Origin of the sequence: Pseudoroseomonas cervicalis (genome assembly GCF_030818485.1) — a bacterium.
GTDB classification, from domain to species: domain Bacteria; phylum Pseudomonadota; class Alphaproteobacteria; order Acetobacterales; family Acetobacteraceae; genus Pseudoroseomonas; species Pseudoroseomonas cervicalis_A.
Window position 1 is genome coordinate 2,227,442 of sequence record NZ_JAUTAJ010000004.1, and the last position, 15,134, is coordinate 2,242,575.

At 72.8% G+C, this 15,134-nt stretch carries 14 protein-coding genes and 1 pseudogene; 10 read left to right on the forward strand and 5 right to left on the reverse strand.

The features are described from left to right. Positions 1-8: 8 nt before the first annotated feature. The 3 genes from QE401_RS14330 to QE401_RS14340 all read right to left on the reverse strand — a co-directional run bounded on the left by QE401_RS14330 (position 9) and on the right by QE401_RS14340 (position 3,460). Positions 9-1,241: a D-amino acid dehydrogenase gene (locus QE401_RS14330; RefSeq protein WP_307138853.1), complete on the reverse strand. Its 1,233-nt coding sequence runs from the start codon at positions 1,239-1,241 to the stop codon at positions 9-11. 4 nt (positions 1,242-1,245) lie between these two features. Beyond that, positions 1,246-2,463 carry a threonine synthase gene (gene thrC, locus QE401_RS14335; RefSeq protein ID WP_307138854.1) on the reverse strand — a complete coding sequence of 406 codons (1,218 nt, stop codon included), beginning with the start codon at positions 2,461-2,463 and terminating at the stop codon, positions 1,246-1,248. A 61-nt stretch (positions 2,464-2,524) separates the two neighbouring features. Then, on the reverse strand, positions 2,525-3,460 hold the full coding sequence (locus tag QE401_RS14340) for a LysR substrate-binding domain-containing protein (protein ID WP_307138855.1): 936 nt from the start codon (positions 3,458-3,460) through the stop codon (positions 2,525-2,527). A gap of 194 nt (positions 3,461-3,654) precedes the next feature. Here QE401_RS14340 and QE401_RS14345 point away from each other — a divergent pair, with 194 nt between their 5' ends. From QE401_RS14345 to QE401_RS14385, 9 genes and pseudogenes are all read left to right on the forward strand, one after another. Further along, positions 3,655-4,701 (forward strand): ABC transporter substrate-binding protein, encoded by a 1,047-nt coding sequence (locus QE401_RS14345; protein WP_307138856.1) that lies wholly within the window; start codon positions 3,655-3,657, stop codon positions 4,699-4,701. 2 nt (positions 4,702-4,703) lie between these two features. Continuing rightward, positions 4,704-5,747 (forward strand): ABC transporter ATP-binding protein, encoded by a 1,044-nt coding sequence (locus QE401_RS14350; protein ID WP_307138857.1) that lies wholly within the window; start codon positions 4,704-4,706, stop codon positions 5,745-5,747. Then, entirely contained in the window at positions 5,744-6,670 is a 927-nt protein-coding gene (locus QE401_RS14355; RefSeq protein ID WP_307138858.1) for an ABC transporter permease, read from the forward strand. The genes QE401_RS14350 and QE401_RS14355 overlap by 4 nt, the downstream gene beginning before the upstream one ends. Further along, entirely contained in the window at positions 6,670-7,470 is an 801-nt protein-coding gene (locus QE401_RS14360) for an ABC transporter permease (RefSeq protein WP_307138859.1), read from the forward strand. Before QE401_RS14355 ends, QE401_RS14360 begins: the two co-directional genes overlap by 1 nt. Beyond that, on the forward strand, positions 7,467-8,588 hold the full coding sequence (locus QE401_RS14365) for an NAD(P)/FAD-dependent oxidoreductase (protein ID WP_307138860.1): 1,122 nt from the start codon (positions 7,467-7,469) through the stop codon (positions 8,586-8,588). The genes QE401_RS14360 and QE401_RS14365 overlap by 4 nt, the downstream gene beginning before the upstream one ends. Then, positions 8,569-8,916 carry a (2Fe-2S)-binding protein gene (locus tag QE401_RS14370; protein ID WP_307138861.1) on the forward strand — a complete coding sequence of 116 codons (348 nt, stop codon included), beginning with the start codon at positions 8,569-8,571 and terminating at the stop codon, positions 8,914-8,916. Before QE401_RS14365 ends, QE401_RS14370 begins: the two co-directional genes overlap by 20 nt. 53 nt (positions 8,917-8,969) lie before the next feature. Continuing rightward, positions 8,970-9,803, forward strand: a pseudogene (locus tag QE401_RS14375) (FAD-dependent oxidoreductase); the annotation flags it as partial. Between the two features lie 289 nt (positions 9,804-10,092). After that, positions 10,093-10,305, forward strand: a complete 213-nt coding sequence (locus tag QE401_RS14380) for a bacterioferritin-associated ferredoxin (protein WP_307140251.1) — start codon at positions 10,093-10,095, stop codon at positions 10,303-10,305. Positions 10,306-10,918: 613 nt separating this feature from the next. Then, positions 10,919-12,079 carry an NAD(P)/FAD-dependent oxidoreductase gene (locus tag QE401_RS14385; RefSeq protein WP_307138862.1) on the forward strand — a complete coding sequence of 387 codons (1,161 nt, stop codon included), beginning with the start codon at positions 10,919-10,921 and terminating at the stop codon, positions 12,077-12,079. Positions 12,080-12,083: 4 nt separating this feature from the next. Here QE401_RS14385 and QE401_RS14390 read toward each other — a convergent pair whose 3' ends face one another. Further along, positions 12,084-12,851 carry an SDR family oxidoreductase gene (locus QE401_RS14390; protein WP_307138863.1) on the reverse strand — a complete coding sequence of 256 codons (768 nt, stop codon included), beginning with the start codon at positions 12,849-12,851 and terminating at the stop codon, positions 12,084-12,086. A gap of 151 nt (positions 12,852-13,002) precedes the next feature. Continuing rightward, positions 13,003-13,707 carry a GntR family transcriptional regulator gene (locus QE401_RS14395; protein ID WP_307138864.1) on the reverse strand — a complete coding sequence of 235 codons (705 nt, stop codon included), beginning with the start codon at positions 13,705-13,707 and terminating at the stop codon, positions 13,003-13,005. A gap of 123 nt (positions 13,708-13,830) precedes the next feature. Between QE401_RS14395 and QE401_RS14400 the strand changes: the two genes are divergently transcribed. Further along, entirely contained in the window at positions 13,831-15,069 is a 1,239-nt protein-coding gene (locus tag QE401_RS14400) for an ABC transporter substrate-binding protein (RefSeq protein WP_307138865.1), read from the forward strand. Positions 15,070-15,134: the final 65 nt, after the last annotated feature.

Sequence of the window (15,134 nt, forward strand, 5' to 3'; positions counted from 1 at the left end):
GGCGCGGGTCATGCGGTTGCTTTTTCGTCACCCGCGATCAGCCCGGCCAGGCGGCGGCCGGAACCGGCGGCCATGGTCCAGCCGGTATGGCCATGGCCGGTGTTTAGATAGAGGTTGGGGATGCGGGTCGGGCCGATGCGCGGGCGCCCATCCGGCACCATCGGCCGCAGCCCGGCCCAGCGCACCGCGCCCGGCGCCGAATCGGCCACCGCCAATTGCGGGAACAGTTCGCCCACCCCGCGCATCAGGGCTGCGATGCGGCGCGGCGAGGGGGTGGTGTCGAAATCCGCCACCTCGGCCGAGCCCACGATGCGATAGCGATCGCCGAGCGGGGTGAGGGCGAATTTGCGGCTATCGTCGAGGATGGCGTGGCGCGGCCCCTCCGGCCAGACGCTGCGCGGCACGGTCACCGACAGGCCCTTCACCGGATAGACCGGCAGCTCGATGCCGATCGGGCGCAGCAGCGCCGGCGAATGGCTGCCCAGCGCCACCACCACCGCGTCGGAGGCGATGTCGCCCTGGCTGCTGGCCACCGCCGCGACACGGTCGCCCTGCAGCACCAGCCCGCGCACCTCGGTGTTGTAGTGGAAGGCCGCGCCGCGCGCGGCGCACCAGGCGGCCAGGCCCTGGCTGAACTTGTTGCAGTCGCCGACCTCATCCTGCGGGAAATACAGCCCGCCGGCGATGCGGTGCGCCACCGCGGCCAGCGCCGGCTCGCGCGCCACGCAGGCCTCGCGGTCCAGCAGCTCGGTCACCAGGCCATGCGGGGCCAGCGCCAGATGCGCGGCATGCGCCGCCCCCAGCGTTTCCTCATCGGCGAAGGTCTTCAGCACGCATTGCCCGGCATAGTCGTATTCGATTCCGGTCTCGGCGCGGATCTCGGCCATGGAGCGGGCGGAGAGCAGCGCCAGCTCCAGGTTGGAAATCGCCCCCTCATTGTGCCGCGCGGCGCGGGAGGCGGCGAGGAAGCCCAACCCCCAGCGCCACATGCGCGGCAGGGCGGAGGCGCGCAGCAGCATCGGCGCATCCTCCTTCCCCAGCCATTTCAGCACCTTCAGCGGCACGCCCGGCGCCGCCCAGGGCTGCACGGAGCTGACATGGATGATGGCGCCATTGCCCCAGCTGGTCTCGACGCCGGCGGCCTCGCGCCGCTCCAGCACGGTGACCTGGTGGCCCGCCTTCTGCAGCCAGTAGGCGCTGGCGACGCCGATGACCCCGGCGCCCAGGATGGTGATGCGCATCGTCTCAGTCCCTCTCCGCCGCCGCAGACTCCCAGAGCCGCGCCACCGCCGCAAGGTCGTCCGGATCGGCCACCGCATGGATGCGCGCCGGCAGGGATTGCCACAGCGCCGGGTCCTTGAAGCCATGGCCGGTGATCATCAGCACCAGCTCGGCCTCCGGCGCCACCAGGCCACGCGCCAGCAGCGGCGCCAGGGCGGCGACCGGGCTGGCCCCGGTCGGCTCGGCATAGATCCCTTCCAGCCGCGCGAGGTCGCGCATCGCCTGGCGCAGCGCGTCGTCGCTGACCGCGATGGCGCAGCCGCCGCTCTCGCGCAGCAGGCGCAGCGTCAGCGTGCCATCCGCCTCATAGCCGATCAGCGGGTCGCTGATGCCCGACGCGATGGTGCGCGGCGCGTCCCAGGCCGCGACCCGCGCCGCGCCGGCCGCCCAGGCGCGGGCGATCGGCGCGCAGCCCTCGGCCTGCACCGCCACCAGGCGGGTGGACAGCCCCGCCATGGCCAGCCCCCGCGCCACACCCTGCACCAGCGGGCCGCTGCCGGTCGGGATCAGCACATGGTCCGGCGCCCGCCCGCCCAGCTGCCGCGCGATCTCCAGCCCCGCCAGCTTGGCGCCATCCACCGCCCAGGGGTTGAGGAAGGTGGTGGTGAGATTGGCCAGGCCCTGCGTCGCGGCGAGTTTTTCGGCGAGCGCGTAGGAGCGGCTGTAATGCCCCTCCACCGTCAGCAGCACCGCGCCATGCGCGGCGATCTGCGTCACCTTGCCCTGCGGCGTGTGCGCCGGCACCACGATCACCGCGGGCATGCCCGCCCGCGCCGCATAGGCGGCGACTGAGGCGCCGGCATTGCCGGAGGAGGCGCAGACCACGCCCCGCGCCCCCAGCTCCCGCGCCTTGCTGATGCCGGCACTGACCAGCCGGTCCTTGAAGGAGCCGGTGGGGTTGCGGGTCTCGTCCTTCAGCCAGATCCGGCCGCGGAAGCCGGGCAAGGCCGCCTCCAGCCGCGGCGCACGCAAAAGCGGCGTCTCGCCCTCGCCCAGCGAGACGATGGCCTCCGGCTCCGTCACCGAGAGATGCGCCGCCTCCCGCCACATGCTGGCCAGCAGCGCCGGCGGCGGCGCCATGCCGCTCTCGCCCGCCACCTCCAGGATGCCGCCGCAGCGCCGGCAGGCATAGAGCAGGGCCGGCGCATGGGCCTCCCCGCAGGCGGTGCAGCGCAGTTCCATCCCCAATCCCCTCCCCTGGCGCCCCCCAGGAGAGGCCAGCGGGGCGGCGATGGGAAGCCCCCTAGGGTTCCGGGCCGCGCGCCCGGGCCCGGGCGGCCGGCCGCACCCCGAGCCGCGCCAGCGCCGCCGAGACGCGCGGCAGGAAGCGCCGCGCCAGCAGCGCCAGCGGCCGCCCCGGCGGCGCCAGCACATGGATGTGGAAGGCGGTGCCCGGCGCCAGCCGCAGCGCCGCGGCACGGCCGGCGAAGCCCTGGGCGGAGACCGGGTCGGTCACCGCGAAGCCGAGCCCCGCCGCCACCATGGCGCAGGCGGCCTGGGCGTTCTGCGTCTCCGCCACCATCACCCGGCGCACGCCATGCCGCTCGAACAGCTCATCGGCCAGATGGCGCAGCCGGTACTGGCCGCCGAGCGAGATGCAGGCCTCGCCCTCCAGCTCGCGCGGCGCCAGCTCGGCGCGGCCGGCGAGCCGGTGGCCCGGCGGCAGCAGCACCATGGCCGGCAGCCGGTAGGGCGGCGCCGCATGCAGCGAGGCAACCGCCGCCACCGGCAAGGCGAAGCCGAGATCGGCGCCGCCGCGCTGCACCATCTCCGCCACCTCATGCGAGCTGGCGACGGTCAGCGCCACGCGCGGCCGGCCCTCGCCCTTGGCGAATTCGGCCAGCAGAGCGGGCATGAAGGAAGCGCCGAACAGCGGCAGGCAGGCGACCCGCAGCTCGCCCATGCCGGTGCTGCGCATGTCGATGGCCAGCTGGTCCACCCGCCGGGCGGCGGCGAACAGCGCCTCCACCTCCGCCTCGAAGCGCCGCGCCTCGGGCGTCGGCGCCAGGCGGCGGCGGCTGCGGTCGAACAGGGCCAGCCCCGTCTCCTCCTCCAGCGCGCGCAGCAGCTTGGTCACCGCCGGCTGCGACAGGGTCAGCAGCTCGGCGGCGCCGCCCACCGAGCCGGCGCGCAGCACCGCCCGGAAGGCCTCGAGCTGGCGGAGACGGGTGGGCGTCATCGGTCCGGGTTTCGCTACTCCAGGGAATGGAACCGGGAGGATTATGTATTTGCCGCGCGGCCGCAACGGATGCCAGCCTTCCCGCTCAGGCCTGGGACGGCGCCTGAATGGCACGCCACACGGCCGCGCGTATCGACGCGCGGAGCAGATGCCACGCGCCCCCTTCTGGCCGGAGAGGCAAAGGAATGGGGACGATGAAGAGACTGCTTCTGGCGGCCACCTCGCTGCTCGCCCTCGGCGCCGGCATGCTCGGTGCCAAACCCGCGCAGGCGCAGCAGCGCCTGGTCGTCGCCGCCTATGGCGGCAGCTATGAGCGGGTGATGCGCGAGCATGTGATCCCGGCCTTCGAACGCGCCAACAATGTGCGCATCGACTATCTGGCCGGCAATTCCACCGACACCCTGGCCAAGGTGCAGGCGCAGCGCGGCAACCAGCAGATCGGCGTCATCGTCGTCGATGACGGGCCGATGTTCCAGGCGATCGGCCTCGGCTTCTGCCAGAAGGTCACCGACCGCGCCGCCATCGACGCGCTCTACCCGATCGCCGTGCTGGGCGATGGCGCGGCGCTCGGCACCGGCTTCGGCTATACCGGCCTCGCCTATAACGAGCAGGTCTTCCGCGAGCGCAATTTGCCGCTGCCGACCAGCTGGAACGATCTGACGCGCGCCGACCTTCGCGGGCGCATCGCCATCCCCGGCATCGACAACACCTATGGCGTGCACACCGTCGCCATGATGGCGCGCATCAATGGCGGCTCGGAGCGCGAGCCGGGCCCCGGCTTCCGCGCCATGCGCGAGCGGGTGAACCCCAATGTGCTCGCCTATGAAAGCAGCCCCGGCAAGATGAGCGACATGTTCACCGCCGGCGAGGTGTGGATGGCGGTCTGGGGTTCCTCCCGCGCGCGCGCCATGCAGGTGGCGGGTTTCCCGATGGGCTTCGTCGCGCCCAAGGAAGGCGGCGTCGCGCTGATGACCGCGACCTGCGCGGTAGAGGGCGGGCCGCTGCCCGAGCTGGCGCAGAAATTCGTCGCCCACCTGGTCTCGCCCGATGTGCAGGCCGCCTTCTCGCGCGACTACGGCTCCGGCCCCACCAACCGGCATACGCAATTGCCGCCCGAGGTGGCGCAGACGGTGATCTATGGCGAGGAGCAGGTGAAGACCCTGGTCGCCATGGACTGGACCGCCATCAACCCCGCCCGCCAGGAATGGACGCGCCGCTGGCAGCGCGAGGTCGAGCGCTGAGCATGGCGGGCGAGGCCTTCCTGGCGCTGGACGGGGTGGCGAAGAGCTACGGCCCCGTCCAGGCGGTGCAGGACATCTCCTTCGGTGTGGCGCAGGGGGAGTTCCTCGGGCTGCTCGGCCCCTCGGGCTGCGGCAAGACCACCACGCTGCAGATGATCGCGGGGTTCGAGACGCCGAGCCGGGGCAGCATCCGCCTGGCCGGACAGGACCTCACCGCCACACCGCCCAGCCGGCGCAATATCGGCCTGGTGTTCCAGTCCTACGCGCTGTTCCCGCATATGAGCGCGGCGGAGAATGTCGCCTTCGGGCTGGAGATGCGCCGCGTGCCGAAGCCCGAGCGGCGGGCGCGCGTCGCCCGCGCGCTGGATCTCGTGCATCTGGCGCATCTGGCCGACCGTTTCCCGCGCCAGATGTCGGGCGGCCAGCAGCAGCGCGTGGCGCTGGCCCGCGCCCTGGTGATCGAGCCGCGGCTGCTGCTGCTGGACGAGCCGCTCTCCAACCTCGACGCCAAGCTGCGCGAGGAGATGCAGGTGGAGCTGCGCGAGCTGCAGAAGCGGGTCGGCGTCACCACCATCCTGGTGACGCATGACCAGCAGGAGGCGATGGCGCTGTGCGACCGTGTCGCCGTCATGCAGGGCGGGCGCATCGTGCAGATCGACCAGCCCTGGCGCGCCTATGACGCCCCGGCGGACGGGTTCGTGGCCGATTTCCTCGGCCGCAGCAATTGCCTGCCGGCGCGGGCCGGCGGCGGCATGGCCGAGGCCGCCGGCCACCGCTTCCGCCTGCCCGAGCCGCTCGCCTCGCTGTCGGGTGAGGTGGCGCTGTCGATCCGGCCGGAGCGGCTGCAGCTGCAGCCGGAGGATGCGCCCGGCCTGCCCGGAACAGTGCATTCGCGCGTCTTCCTCGGCGGCTTCTGGCTGTACCGCGTGGCGACGCCGGCCGGCGACATGCTGGTGACCGCGCAGAACACCGGCGCGGCGCCTGCCGAGGAAGGCAGCCCCGTCACCCTGGCCTGGGAGCCGCACAGCCTGCGGCGCCACGCATGAGCACGGCGGAGGAGACCCTGAGCCCCGCCGCCGCGCCACGCCCCGACGCCCCGCCGGCCCGCTTCTGGCGGCCCTCGCCGGCGCTGCTGCTCTCGGCCCCGGCGGTGCTGGCGCTGGGCATCGCGCTGGTGCTGCCGCTGTTCGGCGTGGCGCTGCTCAGCCTGCAGGGCTTCGACTATGAGAAGGGCATCCTGCCCGGTGCCAGCCTCGCCAACTATGCCGAGCTGGCGCAGGATTCCCTGTTCCTGGAGACGCTGTCGCGCACCTTCCGCATCGCGCTGATCGTCACCCTGGCCTGCCTCGCCCTCGGCCTGCCGGAGGCCTGGATCATCCACCGCATGGCGCCGCGCTGGCGCGGGCTGATGCTGCTGGTGGTGGTCGGGCCGCTGCTGGTCTCGGTGGTGGTGCGCACCTTCGGCTGGATGGTGCTGCTCGGCAGCAATGGCTTGGTCAACCAGGCGCTGCTGGCGCTCGGCGTGCCCGGCGCGCCCTTCCGCCTGCTCTTCACCGAGCTCGCCATCATCATCGGCCTGGTGCATGTGATGGTGCCGCTGGTGGTGCTCTCGGTCTGGGCCAGCCTCGGCCGGCTCGACCCCGCTCTGCTGCGCGCCGCCGAGAGCCTCGGCGCCAGCCGCTTCGCCGCCTTCCGCCGGGTGGTGCTGCCCAGCATCATGCCGGGCCTGCTGGGCGGCGCGCTGATGGTGTTCTGCCTCTCGGCCTCGGCCTTCGCCACACCGGCCATGCTGGGCGGGCGGCGGCTGAAGGTGGTGGCCAGCATGACCTACACGGAATTCCTCAACACGCTGAACTGGCCGCTGGGTGCGGCCATCGCCATGCTGCTGCTGGCCGCCATCCTGGCCGCCACGCTGCTCTGGACACGCCTGGTCGAACGCCCGGCGCTGCGCCGGCTGGGGGCCGCGTGATGCCGCGCAACACCCCGCTCGCCCTGGCCTTCCACCTGCTGTTCTGCCTGTTCATCCTGGCGCCGCTGCTGGTGGTCATCCTCGTCTCCTTCACCGACAAGGGCTATCTGGCGATGCCCTGGGACGGCGCCTCGCTGCGCTGGTGGCGCGCCATCCCGGAGAATCCGCGCTTCCTGGAAAGCTTCTGGACCAGCGTGAAGCTGGCCTTCGCCGCCGCGACGCTGGCCGCCGCCATCGCCGTGCCGGCGGCGCTGGCTATCGTGCGGCTGCGCTTCGCGGGGCGCGACGCGCTGGTGGCGCTGCTGGCCTCGCCGCTGATGGTGCCGCATGTGGTGCTGGGTGTCGCGCTGCTGCGCTTCTTCTCCGGCCTCGGCCTGGTCGGCTCCTTCGCGGCGCTGACGGCGGCGCATCTGGTCATCGTCGTGCCCTATATGGCGCGGCTGGTGGTGGCGGCGCTGACCGGCCTCGACCCGCGCATCGAGCGCGCGGCGGAAAACCTCGGCGCCGGGCGGCTCACCGTGTTCCGCCGCATCACCCTGCCGCTGATCGCCCCCGGCATCGCCGGCGGCTGGACGCTGGCCTTCATCACCAGCTTCGACGAGCTGACGGTGAGCCTGTTCCTCGCCTCCCCCACCGAGACGCCGTTGCCCGTGCGCCTCTTCACCTATATCGACCAGATGACCGATCCGCTGGTGGCCTCCGTCTCCGCCGCGCTGATCGCGGTCACCGCACTGGTGCTGGTGGTGCTGGACCGCTTCTACCCGATCGACCGGCTGCTGACCGGAGAACGCCGCGCATGAGAACCGAAAGCTATGACGCCCTGGTGGTGGGGGGCGGCCTGGTCGGCGCCGCCATCGCCTATGGGCTGCAGCGCCAGGGCCTGGCCACGCTGCTGCTGGATGAGGGCGATGTCGCCTTCCGCGCCAGCCGCGGCAATTTCGGCCTGGTCTGGGTGCAGTCCAAGGGGCTCGGCGCGCCGCATTACCAGCGCTGGACACGCGGCTCGGCCGAGGAATGGCCGGCGCTGGCGGCCGATCTGCTGGCGCGCACCGGCATCGGCACCGGGCTGCACCAGCCGGGCGGCGTGCATCTCTGCCTGTCGGAGGAAGAGTTCGAGCAGCGCGACGCCTATATGGCGCGGCTGCAGCGCGAGGCCGGCAATCTCGGCATGGAATACCGCATGATCCGCGGCGCGGAAGCGCGCGACATGCTGCCCGGCCTCGGCCCCAAGGTGACGGGGGTGAGCTGGACACCCTATGACGGCCATGCCAGCCCGCTCTACCTGCTGCGCGCGCTGCATAGCGGCTTCACCGGCCTCGGCGGCCGCTACCTGCCGAATGCGCGGGTGGAGCGCAGCAGCGCGGCACCCAACGACTTCGCGGTGGAGGCCGCCGGCACCACCTATCGCGCGCCGCGCATCGTGCTGGCCGCCGGTCTCGGCAATGCCGATCTCGCCCCGCGCTTCGGCCTGCACGCCCCCGTCCGCCCCGAGCGCGGCCAGATCCTGGTGACCGAGCGCGCGCAACAGACCCTGCCCATGCCCTGCACCACCATCCGCCAGACCGAGGAGGGCGCGCTGCTGCTCGGCGACAGCAAGGAGGATGCGGGCTTCGACCTCGGCCAGAAGCCCGAGATCATGCGCGCCATCGCCCGCCGCGCCGTGCTGGCCTTCCCCTGGATCGCCGAGCTGAATCTGGTGCGCGCCTGGTCGGCGCTGCGCGTCATGGCCCCGGACGGGCTGCCGATCTACGACCAGTCGGAGCGCTTCCCCGGCGCCTTCACCGCCAATTGCCATTCCGGCGTGACGCTGGCCGGAACCCATGCCAACCGCCTGGCGCCGATGATCGCCGCCGGCGCCCTGGAGCCCGAGATGGCCCCCTTCTCTGCGAGACGCTTCGATGTTCGCCACGCGGCCTGAGCAACGCCCCGCCACCGTCGAGGTGCTGGTGGACGGCACCCCCATCGCCGTGCCCGAGGGCGCCTCGGCCGCCGCCGCGGTGCTGCTGGCGGGGCTGCCCGCCCTCCGCGAGACGCCGGTCACCGGCGCGCCGCGCCTGCCCTATTGCATGATGGGCATCTGCTTCGACTGCCTGGCCGAGATCGACGGCGTGCCGAACCGGCAGAGCTGCATGGTCACCGTCAGCCCCGGCATGCGCATCGCCCCGCAGCGCGGCGCCCGCCATGGCCACCGCCTGCCTGCCCCGGGGCTTGCCCCAGGATCTGACGAGCAAGGGACCGCGCCATGAACCGCGCGCAGCACGCCTACGATCTGGCGATCATCGGCGCCGGCCCGGCCGGCATGAGCGCGGCGCTGGAGGCGGCGGGCCTCGGCCTCTCCGTGCTGGTGCTGGACGAACAGCCGGCGCCCGGCGGCCAGATCTTTCGTGGCGTCGAGCGGGCCGCCGCCGACCCGGCCCTGCGCGGCGAATATGCCGAGGCGGGCGCGCGTCTGGCGCGGCGTTTCCGCGCCATGCCGAATGTCGATTACCGCCCGGGCACCCAGCTCTGGCACATCGACAGCGCGACCGGCCTGCTGTCGCTGCGCGGCCCGGATGGGCCGGGCGAGGCCGAGGCATCGCGCATCCTGCTCGCCACCGGCGCGCAGGAACGCCCCGTCCCGATCCCCGGCTGGACCCTGCCGGGGGTGATGAGCGCGGGGGCCGCGCAGATCCTGCTGAAGCAGGCCGGCGCCGTGCCGAAGGGCCAGCTGGTGCTGGCCGGCCAGGGGCCGCTGCTCTGGCTGCTGGCGGCGCAGCTGGCCCGTGCCGGCGCGCCCCCTGCCCTGCTGCTGGAGACGACGCCGCGCGGCGCGCTGCGCCGGGCATTGTCTGCCGGCGGGCTGTGGTCCGGCCGCGCCATGCTGGCCAAGGGGCTGGCCCTGGTCTGGGAGGCGCGGCGCGCCGGCATGCGCGTGGTCTCCGGCGTGCACGGCCTGCGCGCCGAGGGCGATGGACGCGTGCAGCGCGTGGTGTGGGACGGTGGCAGCGCCCCCTGCGACACGCTGCTGCTGCATGAGGGGGTGATCCCCTCGACCCATATCTCCCGCGCCATGGGCCTCGCGCATCGCTGGGACGCGGCCCAGCTCTGCTGGCGGCCGGAGCTGGATGAGTGGGGCGCCAGCAGCGACCCGCGCATCGCCATCGCCGGCGATGGCGCCGGCATCGGCGGCTGGCCGGCGGCGGTGGAGGCCGGCGCGCTCGCCGCGCTGGACGCCGCGCACCGCGCCGGCAGGCTGGACGCGGCCGCGCGCGACCGCCGCGCCGCGCCGCATCGGCATGCCCTGGCGCGGGCCCTGGCGCTGCGGCCCTTCCTCGACACCCTTTACGCCCCGGCGCCGGAGGTGCTGGCCCCGGCCGATGATGCGACCTTGGTCTGCCGCTGCGAGGAGATCACCGCGCGGCCAGGTGCGCCAGGCGGCGCGCATGGGCGCCACCGGGCCGAACCAGGCCAAGGCCTATCTGCGCACCGGCATGGGCCCCTGCCAGGGCCGCATGTGCGGCACCACCGTCGCGGCGCTGATCGCCGAGACGCGCGGCATCCCGATCGAGGCGGCCGGCGCGCTGCGCCCGCGCGCGCCCTACAAGCCGATCACCGTGGGCGAGCTGGCCGACCTGCCCGCCGAGGAACTGGCATGAGCCTGGTGGTGGTCGGCGGCGGCCCCGCCGGCCGGGCGGCGCTGGCGCTGCTGCCCGGCGCCACCCTGCTCGCCCGGCCCGAGGTCACGGTCTGGCATGCCGAGCCGGGCCTTCTCTGGGCCGAGACGTCCGCGGGGGTGCGCGCCGTGCCGTTCACCCGCCTGCTGCTCTGCGCCGATGAGCCGCTGCTGCTGCTGGCGCTGGGCTGCGCCTTCGCCACCGGCCGCCCGGTGGTGGATGCCACCGGCGCCACCAGCCTTCCCGGTATCTACGCCGCCGGCGCCATCCTGGGCGCCACGACGCCGGAAGCGGCCGCCGCCCAGGGCCGCATCGCCGCCCGGGCGCTCGCCGGCCTGCCGGCCCTGGCGGCCGAGGACGCCATCCCCCCACCCCCGCCCCGCCCCTTGCCCGAGGCGCCGCGCCGCGACCCGGTGGCCATGGCCGCCCTGCTGGCCCAGCCGCCCGGCCCCGAGCGCAACGCCGCCGCCCTGGCCGAGGCGCTGCGCCAATCGCCCCCCGCCCCCGCCCGGCCGGTGGGCTTCGCGGCCCTGGCCGCCCTGGCCGGGCCGCGCCCGGACCCGCTGCCCGTCCAGACCGATACGGAGCGCCTGGCATGAGCCACCCCGATGTGCTGGTGATCGGCGGCGGGCTGCACGGCCTCTCCGCCGCCTTCCAGATCGCCCGGCGCGGCCGGCGCGTGCGGGTGCTGGAGAAGGAGGTGGCCGGCGCGCATGCCTCCGGCTTCTCGGCCGGCGGGGTGCGCAGCCTGGGCCGCCACACCGCCGAAATCCCGCTGGCGCTGGCCGCGCTGGAGCTCTGGCACGACCTCGCCGCGCTGCTGGGCGAGGATGGCGGCTTCCAGCCCACCGGCCAGATCAAGGTGGCCGAGACGCCGGAGGAGCTGGCCATCCTGGAAGCGCGCGTGGCCAGCCTGCGCGCCCAGGGCTACACGCATGAGGAACTGATCGGGCCGGAGGCGCTGCGCCGCTGGCTGCCGGCCCTGGCGCCGCATTGCCTGGGCGGCATTCTCTGCGCGCGCGACGGCTTCGCCGAACCCTACCGCACCACCCTGGCCTTCCGCCGCGCCGCCCTGGCGCTGGGGGCGGAGATGGTGGAGGGCGCCCGCGTCACCCATCTCGAACGCCGCGACGGGCTGTGGCAGCTGCGCTGCGCCGATGGCGCGCGGCATGCAGCGCCGATCGTGGTGAACACCGCCGGCGCCTGGGCCGGCCGCGTGGCGCGCGCGGTGGGCGAGGACATCCCGCTCGGCTTCAACGCCTTCATGATGATGCTGACGGCGCCGATGGCGCCCTTCATCGCCCCGGTGGTGGGCGCCACCGGCCGGCCGATCTCCTTCAAGCAGACCGCCTCCGGCCAGGTGATGATCGGCGGCGGGCACAAGGGGGTGGGCGACCTGGCCACCGGCCGGGTGACGCTGGATGTGGCGCGCCTGGCCTTCTCCGCCCGCACCGCGCTCGATTTGTTCCCGATCCTGGCCGGGACCCGCATGGTGCATGCCTGGGCCGGGATCGAGGGCGTGCTGCCCGACGATATCCCGGTGATCGGCCGCTCCGCCACCGCGAAAGGCTTGGTGCACGCCTTCGGCTTCTGCGGCCATGGCTTCGCGCTGGCGCCCTGCATCGGCGGCATCGTCGCCGATCTGGCGCTGCAGGGCGGCACCGACCTGCCCATCGCCGCCTTCGCGCCGGGCCGCTTCGGGCGGGCGGCGCCAGCGATGGCGGCGGGGCAGGCTCTGGTGCAGCCGGCGGGGTAGGCCCTCAGGACAGCATCCGCGTATCGCCATCGATGCTGATCGCCTGGCCGGAAATCGTCCGCCCGCGCGGCGAGGCCAGGAACAGGATCTGGTCCGCCAGCTGCTGCGGCGTGACGTATTCCTTGATCGAGGTGTAGCCGAAGGCGATCTTCTCCATCTCGGCATAGGACACGCCGCGGCTCTGCGCCTTGGCCTCCAGCACGCGGCGCTGGCGGTCGCCGGCGACCAGCCCGGGCAGGATGGCGTTCACCCGGATGCCGTCATCGCCCAGCTCGATCGCCAGCGACTTGGTCAGCCCGATCACCCCCCATTTCGCCGCCGCATAGGGGCTGCGCAGCGCGAAGCCGTGCTTGCCCGCCGCCGAGGACAAATTGACGATGCTGGCATTGCCGCTCTCGCGCAGATGCGGGATGGCCAGCCGGGCGCAGTTGAACTGGCTGGTCAGGCAGACCTCCAGGCAGCGATCCCAATCCTCGGGATGGATCTCGTCCAGCCGGCCGGTGGGGCCCGCGATGCCGGCATTGTTCACCAGCACGTCCAGCCCGCCCAGCTCCAGCAGCGCCGCCTGGAACAGCGCCGCCACCTGGCCGCGATCGGCGACATCGGTGCGGCGCCAGCCGACACCCTCCGGCAGGGTGGCGAGCCCCGCCTCATCCACATCGCAGGTGAAGACGCGCGCGCCCTCCGCCAGGAAGGCCTCGACAATGGCGCGGCCAATGCCCGCCGCCCCCGCGGTGACCAGCACCCGCGCACCCGCCAGACCGAGATCCATGTCGTTTGCTCCCTTTATTTTTCTTCAGGACGTTCTTTTTTGGAAAAAAGAACCAAAAAACTTTTGTCAGTTTGGCGTCCCGCTTACGGCCTGAGGCGGGGCGCCAAACTGAAAGAAGTCTTTTTGCTTCTTTTTCTTCAGAAAAAGAAGGTTACTCTTCTGTCGGCAACCCGCCCTTGTCGATGATGAAATCCGCCGCGCGCGTGATGTCCTCGGCGATCGCGCGCCGCGCCGCTGGCCCATCCCCGGCGCGGATCGCCGCCAGCGCCGCCGCATGGCAGCGCAGCGCATGGCCGGAGGAGAGCCGGTCGCGCGAATGCCGCAAATCGAGATTGATCACCGGCCCCGCCTTCAGCCACAGCCCGCCGATCACATCCACCAGCGTCGGCAGCCCCGCCGCGTCATAGATGGCGAAATGGAAGTCGCGGTTCAGCTGCACCGCATGGCCGAGATCCGGCGCATGCTCGGCGCCGCGCATCGCCGCCTCCGCCGCCGTGATGGCGGCAAGCTGCGCGGCGCTGCGCGCCTGCGCGGCGAGCTCCGCCGCCCAGCCCTCGATGCCGGCGCGCACCGCCGCCAGCTCGCGGAACTGGGCCCCCGTCATCACCGGCACGCGCACGGCGCGGTTCGGCGCCACCTCCAGCGCGCCATCGGCGATCAGCCGGCTCACCGCCTCCCGCACAGGCATCACCGAGACGCCAAGCGCCTCGGACAGGTCACGCAGGGACAGCTTCTCCCCCGGCGCCACGCGGCCGGAGGCGAGCAGGTCGCGCAGATGCGCATAGGCCGATTCACCGAGGGTGCGGCGCTCGAGCAGCGGCAGGCTGGCCAGGGCCATGGGAAGGACGGGCGTCACACACTTCCCTCTGGACAATCCGGGGCGAATAGGCAAGCCTCATTGTGATCACAGATCACGACTGTGCATCGTCGCGGAGAGGGCCCCGGAAAACCGCCCCCCGCCAGAGGAGAGGATCCAGGAATGACCGAGCTCCCGCGCATCACGCGGCGGGGCGCGCTGCTTGGCGCCGCCACGCTGCTCGCCGCCCCCGCCATTTCCTACGCGCAATCCGATGTCATCCGCATCGGCCATCTGACGCCGCGCACCGGCTTCCTCGGCCCGCTCGGCGAGTTCGCCGTGCAGGCCGCGCAGCTCGCCGCCGATGAGGTGAACGCCGCCGGCGGCATCAATGGCCGCCGGCTGGAGATGCTGTTCGAGGACAGCGTCAACCCGCAGACCGCCAGCGCCAAGGCCGAGCGCTACATCCAGCGCGACCGCGTCAGCTGCATCGTGGGCGAGATCAACTCCGCCTCGGCGCTGGCGATCGGCCAGGTGGTGCAGCGCGAGCGCGCGCTGTTCATCAACACCGGCGCCAATTCGGATGCGCTGCGCGGCAGCGACTGCCGCAAGTTCATGTTCCACATCGAGGGCCAGAACTCGATGTATGTGAAGGCGGTGGGCCGCGTGCTGGTGCAGCAGGGGCTGATCCGCGGCAAGAAGACCTATGCGCTGACCGCCGACTACGCCTTCGGCCACGATTTGCTGCGGGTCGCCAAACGCTTCATGGCCGAGAATGGCGGCAGCGTCGCCAATGAGGATCTGATCCCGACCGACCTCACCGATTTCTCGCCCTTCCTGCTGAAGATCCGCCAGGCGCGGCCGGATGTCATCGTCGCCAACCTGGCCGGCGCGCAGATCACCAACTTCCTGAAGCAGTATTCGGAATTCGGCCTGCGCTTCCCGGTGGCCGGCTTCGGTTTCGACACGGCGCTCGCCTGGGGCGCCGGCCAGGGCAATTTCCTCGGCACCTGGCCCACCATGTGGCACCACCGGCTGGACAATCCGGCGGCGAAGAAATTCACCGCCGATTTCCGCGCCCGCTTCGGCCGCCCGCCGGAGAACCAGGCCTGGGGCGACTACAACGCGGTGAAGATCCTCGCCCGCTCGATGAACGAGACCAAGAGCACCGAGGGCCCGCGCATCGTGGAATATCTGGAGAGCGGCGCGAAGTTCGAGGTGCAGAAGAGCCGCGAGAGCTATTTCCGCGCCCGCGACCACCAGATCATGACGGAGATGTACGCCATCTCCGCCCTGCCGGCGGCCGAGCAGCGCGACCGCTACGACATCTTCACCTCCTCGCCGCCCGTGCCGGGGCCGGAGGAGAGCCTGGAAGCCATCGCCTCCACCCCGGACGAGGCGAGCTGCACCTTCCCGACCTGATCCGCTTGCCCCGCGCCCCGCGCCGCCATCTGGCGCGGGGCCACCGGAGGCGCAGGGAGCCCTGG